The sequence below is a fragment of the Mesorhizobium sp. M7D.F.Ca.US.004.01.2.1 genome (assembly GCF_003997785.1).
Taxonomy (GTDB): domain Bacteria; phylum Pseudomonadota; class Alphaproteobacteria; order Rhizobiales; family Rhizobiaceae; genus Mesorhizobium; species Mesorhizobium loti.
The window spans coordinates 1-7,351 of record NZ_RZRQ01000295.1 but is presented as its reverse complement, the minus strand read 5'-3'; the positions used below and the strand labels follow the sequence as shown (position 1 = coordinate 7,351).

The following is a 7,351-nucleotide window of genomic DNA, read 5'->3' as shown; positions in this document are numbered from 1 at the left end:
GAATGGGGTTTACCCCGGCCTGGCGGACGCGCGCCATCAGCCGCGTTGGTCCGACTGCATCGAGCACGCGGATTGCCGGCACGTTGAGCGACAGTTGCAGCGCTTGCCGGATGCTGACATCGCCCTGATAGCCCATGTCGAAATTCTTTGGCCGGTAGCCGGAGAAATCGACGGGGCTGTCGTCAATCAGCGTCTCCTGCGCCACCAGGCCCTGTTCGAAAGCAAGACCGTAGATGAACGGCTTGAGCGTCGAACCGGGCGAGCGGACGATCTTGGTCATGTCGATCCAGCCGGAGCGGCTGGCGTCGAAGAAATTGGCCGAGCCGACTTCACCGAGGATGTCGCCGGTGCGGGAGTCGGCCAGCACCATGGCGACCGACAGGCGATGCCCAAGCTTAGTGGCCGCGTCCCTCGCCACCTGCTCCAGCCCTTCCTGGACGCTCTTACGGATCGTCAGCTGCAAGGGCTGGCCGGGAACAGCCTTGGGCAGCATCGCATAGGCGGCGTGCGCAGCGAGAGCAGGCAGCGTGCGGCGCAGGCCCGCTACATCGTCGAGGGCGGCACGTGCTGCCTCGCGCTCGCCGAGCAGGCCGGAGGAGACCATGCGGGTCAGCACCCGGTCGCGGGCGGCGTGGGCGATCTTCAAATTGCGGTCGGGTCGGCGCTTTTCCGGCAGTTGCGGCAAGGCGACGAGAAGGGCGGATTCGGAAACGGTGAGCCGCTTCGGTTCCTTGCCGAAATAGGCGAGCGAGGCGGCGCGCACGCCTTCCAGATTGCCGCCATAGGGCGCCAGCGTCAGGTAGCGTTCGAGGATCTCGCGTTTCGACAATCGCCGCTCGATCTGGATGGCGCGCAGCATCTGCTTGATCTTGGACCCGAGGCTGCGGCTTTCGCGCGGCTCGATCAGCCGGGCGAGCTGCATGGACAGGGTCGAGCCACCGGAGACGATGTGGCCGCTGGTGGCGAACTGGCCGGCGGCCCGCGCCAGCGCCAGCACGTCGACACCCTCATGGTCCCAGAAACGCTTGTCCTCATAGGTGACCAGCATGTCGACGAATTGCTTGTCGACCTGGTCGAGACGGGTCTCCAGCCGCCAGTAGCCGTCCGGCGTGGCGAAGGCGCGCAACAGCTGGCCATCGCGGTCCTGGACTTCGGTCGAGACCGTGAGTTCGGCCGGAAGCGGGGGCGGGAAGGCGCGGTCAAGTTCCCAGAGACTGGCTGCCGAGATCACCGCAAGGCCGGCGAGGGAGACGCCCGTAATGGCTGCCCGGCGCAGGATTTTTTTGGAGAGCATGGTGCTGCCCCTCATCCGCCTGCCGGCACCTTCCCCCCGTGTAGTGACGGGGAGAGGGGAGCTGTCGCTAGCGCAATCGCCATTTGCATGATCGTTACCACCGGCGCCTTACGGCGCCTTGATCTCCATCATGCCGGTGGCGGTGCGGGCCGAGTATTGCGGCCGGTACATGTCCTCCACCGTTGCCGCCGGATGGGCGTAGGTGCCAGGTGTCACCGCGCGCACGACATAGGCGAGGGTCAAATTGTGGTCGTGGTCGCCGTCGGCCGGGTTGAACGCCGCGACGAAACGGTCGTCGCGGAATTCGAGATGGGCCGCATCGGTCTGCGCCAGCCACGAGAAGTTCGTCAACTGGGCGCTGGAGACCAGGCCAGGATTGTCGATCTCGAAGCCGGCCGGCAACAGGTCGGTGACCAGCAGGCGCGATGGCCATGTGTTCTGCTCGTTGACCTTGAGCACGACGACATAGCGTTCGTTCTGCGTCGCCTCGGTGACATTGGCTTCGGTGCCATCAAGCTTGTAGTAGGTGCGGCTGATGGTGAAGCCGTCGCCGCCGGCCGGCAGGGGCTGGGTCGGCGACGCCACCGTGGTGACGACGGCCTGCAGCGGGGTCTTGCCGGTGTTGGCGATGGTCAGCGGGCTGTCAACCAGGTCAGAACCTTCGACCTGGTTGGAATAGCCGCCGGAATGCGGCGCGCCGTTGACGGTCAGCGTGATCGTATCATTGCCTTCCTTCAGCGCGCGGGCCGCCAGCAGCATCCAGGACTCGTCCTGGGTGCTGGTCCAGCGGGCTTCGGCGCGTTCCCTGGTCACCAGCTTGACCAGCTCTGGCACGATCGTCGGCACCGGCTTGGATTCCGCCGCCAGCGCCAGCATCGCCGCGCCGTCACGCAGCCGCGAACCGTAGTCGGAGCGGTAGTAGTCGTAGTCGGTGGTCGACTTGGCCAGCTGCAGGGCAGTCTTGAACGTCGATTCCGCACGCGGCGTATCGCCGTAGAGCGCCAGGCTCGCCGCCAGCTGGGCAACGGCCATCGGGCTCGAGAAAGCTTCGAGCTGGGTATCCGCGTAGTAGCGCAGATCGCCGATCGAGGCCTTCTTGTTGCGGGCCAGAACGTAGAGGGCGTAGGCGATCTCGCTGCCACGGTCCTGGACGCTCTGGTCGTAGCCGAGCGAGTTCTGCAGATTGCTCAGCGCCTGGTTCATGGCCAGGCTCGGCACGTCGTATTTCTGCTCGCGCGCCCTGGTCAGGAAGTCGGTGACATAGGCATCGAGCCACAGATCGCCGGAGCCCGGACCCCACAGGCCGAAGCTGCCGGCCGAGGCCTGGTAGCTCAGAACCTTGTAGATGGCGTCCTGGATACGGCCATGGATGTCGGGATCGCTGGCCATGCCGATGCCAGATGCCAACTCGTTGACGTAGAGAAGCGGCATGGCGCGGCTGGTGGTCTGCTCGGCGCAACCATAGGGGTAGCGGTCGAGCGTCATCAACAGCGACGGCACGTCGAAGGCGGCGGCCTGCGAAACGCCGACGCTGACGGAAGCGCCATCGAGCAGGCTTGCCGCCAGCAGTTCCTTGTCGACGCGCAGCGCGCCGCCATTGCCCTTGAGGTCGACCACCAGGCGGGTGGTGACCGGCAATTGCGCCGGACGCACCGGCACATAGAGCGTCTGCTCGACCTTGGTGCCGTCGGCATGGGCAAGCTTGATGGTAACCGAGGCATTGCCGGCCGTCTGTGCGATCAGCGGCACGGTCAGCGTCTGCCGCTTGCCCTGGGCGAGCGTCAGCTTCTCGGGCAGGGGCTTGTCGCCCGTCGACAGGTCGCCCGTCGTTTCGATCGAGAAGGCGTAATCGCCGGCAGGGCCGTCGGTGTCGGCGACATCGAGGCGCATGACGGCGGCGTCACCGGGCGCCAGGAAGCGCGGCAGTCCGGCGGTGATGACGACGGGATCGCGCACGATCACGTCGGACTGGGCGTGGCCGACCGCTTCCTTGGTCCAGGCGACGGCCATGACGCGCACGGTGCCGTTGAACTGCGGGATGTCGAAGTCGATCCGCGCCTTGCCGTCAGCATCGAGCTCGACGGGACCGGAGAAGAAAGCGACCAGCTTTTCGGTCGGCGGGCTGCCTTGCGCCTGCATGTTGGCGCCGTCGCCGCCGGTCCTGAGCTTGCCGGTGTTGCCCAGCGAGCCGTCGATCAGGCGACCGTAGATGTCGCGGATTTCCATGCCCAGCATGCGCTGGCCGAAGAACCAGTTCTCCGGATCCGGCGCCTTGTAGTTGGTCAGGTTGAGGATGCCGACGTCGACGGCGGCAACCATGACATAGGCATTGCTGCCCGGCTGCACGCCGGCCACGGAAACCGGGATCGACAGCTGCTGGCGCGGCATGGTCTTGTCCGGCGGCGTCAGGGTGATGGCGAGCTTCTTCGAGCCCGGATCGACCTTCAGCCATTTCACGCCGATGGCGCGCGCCGGCAAGCGCGTTTCCTGCGCTTCGCCCGGCCGGAACAGGGTTGCTGTGACATAGGCGCCGGCGCCCCAGTTGTCGCCGACCGGAATGTCAACGGTGCTGCCGCCGGCCGGCACTGACGCCGTGACGGTCTTCAACAGCTTGTCGGAGCCGATGTTGATGAGAAGTTCGCCGGCAAAGTGCGGCGAGACTTTCAGCTTGGCCACTTCGCCGGCGGCATAGGTGTCCTTGTCGAGGGCGATTTCGAGGCCGTCAGGCGTTTCGGTGGTGGTCGAAGAGACATACCAGCCGGCATCGAACTCGTAGCTGGTCGCCGGTCCCTCGGGATCCGATGTCTCGACCTCGAGCCGGTACTGGCCCCAGTCGACCGGCACGGAGACGGTTGCGTCGCCTTCGGCGTTGAGGTCGACCTGGCCGTTGGCGATCGACTTGGTGAAGGTGACCGGCTCGTAATTCCAGGAATTGTTGGAGCGGTACCACTGATAATTGCGTTCGACCTTGACCAGCGTCCACTGCGCGCCTTTCAGCGCCTCGCGCTTGCCGTCGGGATCGACGGCGATCAGGCTGAACTTGGCGGTGCCGCCCTGCGGCACTTCATTGTCGGCGAAATCCGGACGGATGCCGATCATATGGCCTTGCGGGCGGATGCCGATGTTGAGCGAACGCTCGATGGCGCGGCCACCGGTTTCGCGCATCCTGACCGTCACCTTGGCGTCGACCAGCTTGGTGGTCGAGGGCAGTTGGTCGACGGAGACCGGGAAGGTCACCTTGCCGTCATCGCCAACCACCGGCAGATCGGCGAGGGGGGTGACCGTGGGTTCGGCCGACTGTTCGTCGGCGAGACCGAAGGAGAACCCTTGGAAACGGTCCCAGTCGCGCGACGTCGACAGCGTCAACTCGCCTTCCAGCGCCAGGCCTGCCGCCGGCGCGCCATAGAGGAAGCGGCCGTCAATGTTGATGTCGGCGGTTTCGCCCTGGGCGATCTCCTGCTTGTCGGCCTTCATGTCGAATTCAATGCGATCCGGCACGAAATCCTCGACCAGGAACATCTGGCTCGCCACCGCCGGCTGCTTGGGATCGGTGTAGATCGACACCGACCAGGTGCCGCGCATGGCGTTGGGTGCGAGCGGCAGGTCGACGGCATGGCCGCCGGCCGAGGCGCCGTCGCTGACGATGCGGCGGTCCTCGACGCCGTCGGGGCGCGAGAAGATGAAGGTCAGCGGCAGGTTTTCGACCGCCTTGGCGGCGCCGTCGCGGGCAAGCGCCGCGACATGGACATCCTCGCCGGCGCGATAGATGCCGCGTTCGGTCCAGGCATAGACGTCAAGCGCACCGGGCGCTGCGCGCCCGGTGACGCCGCGGTCGGACAGGTCGAAGCCGGCCCGGCCCATGTCGAGGAAGACGAAGTCATTGTCGCCCTGCTTGGCCATCAGCACGGCCGGCACCATGCCGCCGTCGCCGCGCGTCAGGCCGGGGTTGAAGACGGCGTGGCCGTCGGCATCCGATGTCGCCGTGCCGAGAACCTCATTGTTCCTGGCAACCAGGGTCAGTTCGGCGCCTGCTATCGGCTTGGCACTGCCCAGCGAACGGGCAAAGACATTCAACCCGTCCTGGCCGGTATAGGTCGACAGGCCGATGTCGGAGACGACGAACCATTGCGTGGCCATCGAATTGTAGTCGTCGCTCTTGTCGTTGACGGCCTGGGCGGTCAGCACATAGACGCCGGGCTTGCGCTGCGGCACCGCCTCGTCGACCGGGAAGGAGGTGGTGACCTCCTTGTTGAGATCATTGGCGATGTCGAGCTGGCCTTGCCAGACCGGCGCGCCCATCTGCTCGGAAATGTTGGAGATGTCATAGCTGTCGAGCTGGTGCAGGAACTGGTAGCCCGACAGAAGCTGGGCCAGCGAGCGGTCGCCGATGCGGTAGAGCTTCATCTCGGCGGCGTTCATGTTGACGGTGACGACCGGGATACCGCGGCGCGCGCCGGCCGGCAGCACGAAGCTGTCGCCGGTGAAGCGGGCGGACGGTGCGCGGTCCTGGACATAGATCGACAGCACCACGGGAGCCGCGGTCACCTCGCCGATGGCCGCCGGCAAGCCGGCGCGGAAGGTGACGTCATAATGCTGGCCGTGCTCCAGCCCTTCGACGCAGATCTGCTTGTCCTTGGCCTCGACGCCCTTGGGCGGCGCGTTGTCGACGGTGACGAACTGCGCGTAGTCGACGCCGGTCTTGACCAGATCCTCGGAGAATTGCGCGCAGATGCGCGGCGCGCTGGTGTCGGCATCGACGGTGTGGTCGATGACGCGGAAACCCTTGCGCGCCTTCAGATCGGCATAGTCGGCCTGGACCGCCGGTGAAGGGTTCAGGGCAAGGCTGGCTTCATAGGCCTGCAGCGCCGGCCGGTAGAGATCGCGCTTGTCGAGGCCGTTGCCGAGCAGCGCCAGCACGTCGGCGCGCGTCTTGGTGGTGCGCAACAGCTTGTAGGCGTTGAAAGCAGCCGAAGTGCCGTTTGCCGGCAAAGTGGAGGCGTCGGAGGTGTTGGCGGCGGGCTGCACGGCCAGCGTTTCACGCGCCAGGTTGAGCCAGAGCTGGCCATCGTCGGGCAGCACTGAGACCGCGGCTTCGTATTTCAGCATGGCGGAGCGATGGTCGCCGGTCAGCACAGCCTGCTCGGCAGCGTTCATCAAGGCGGCCATGCCTTCGGTCGGCTTGTCATAGGCCGGGCCGAGCAGCTTGTTGCGGTACTGCTGGGCCTGATCGGCCATCCAGTTGGGGAAGAAGGCGAGTTCCGGCGGCGCGCCGATGTCGGGATCGCCATCGAGGTTGACGACCTTGCCGGCGACCGCGCCGTTGAACGGCCTCAGCTGGTTGTAGTCGGATTTGAGGAAGCACCATTTGGCTTTGTTGTTGTAGGTGAAGGCGCGGCAGGCCGGGTCGCCCAGACATGTCGTCTTGCACTGGTCGAGCGTGACATTCTGGTCGGACCTGAGATCGAAGCCGAAATAATCGGAATTGTCTGTCGTCGCGATTCGTCGAGCCTCAGCCGCTTGCGCGACACCACCCCAGGCTAAGACATTGGCCCAGGCAAAAAACAGAAGAATCAGGATCGACAGACCACGAGCCGCGCGCATTGCCATAACACCCTCCAGACACTGCTAACGTCCAGGCATGATCAAGCTTCAGTCAAGCTTGTCAACGCAGGGACGCGGCAGGGTTCCGCCTGCCAACGGTTTCCTTTCCGGCCGATGGCCGGTAGTACCTCCATAGGACAGGTGATCACGCTTTCTTGCGGCGACGCAAAAGGTGTGAATTCCAAGCCCGCCCTATTTCAGACAATTGGATTGTGGCCCCTTTACGAGCGCTTCAGAACTTCATTCCAATTTTAGTTTTATAACCTAGGTTGTCTTAATGCCGGCGCATGAAGAGCAGATGTCAGGAGGTCGCGCGCCAGGGCGTGCGCTTCCGCGCGCCCTGCTTTTGGCCATGATGTGCTCGACCGCGCTGCTCGCCGAATCGCGGCCGGCGGCGGCTTTCGAGCTTTTTGGCATCAAGCTGTGGGGATCGTCCAGCGACGAGGATGCCGACAT

Annotated in this window: 2 protein-coding genes; both read right to left on the bottom strand. The window is 65.2% G+C overall.

What is annotated here, in order from left to right; translation table 11 throughout:
- The coding region (gene pbpC, locus EN993_RS27970; protein ID WP_245468988.1) for a penicillin-binding protein 1C at positions 1-1,294 on the bottom strand (1,294 nt) is incomplete at its 3' end.
- A gap of 108 nt (positions 1,295-1,402) precedes the next feature.
- Entirely contained in the window at positions 1,403-6,901 is a 5,499-nt protein-coding gene (locus EN993_RS27965) for an alpha-2-macroglobulin family protein (RefSeq protein WP_127265380.1), read from the bottom strand.
- Positions 6,902-7,351: the final 450 nt, after the last annotated feature.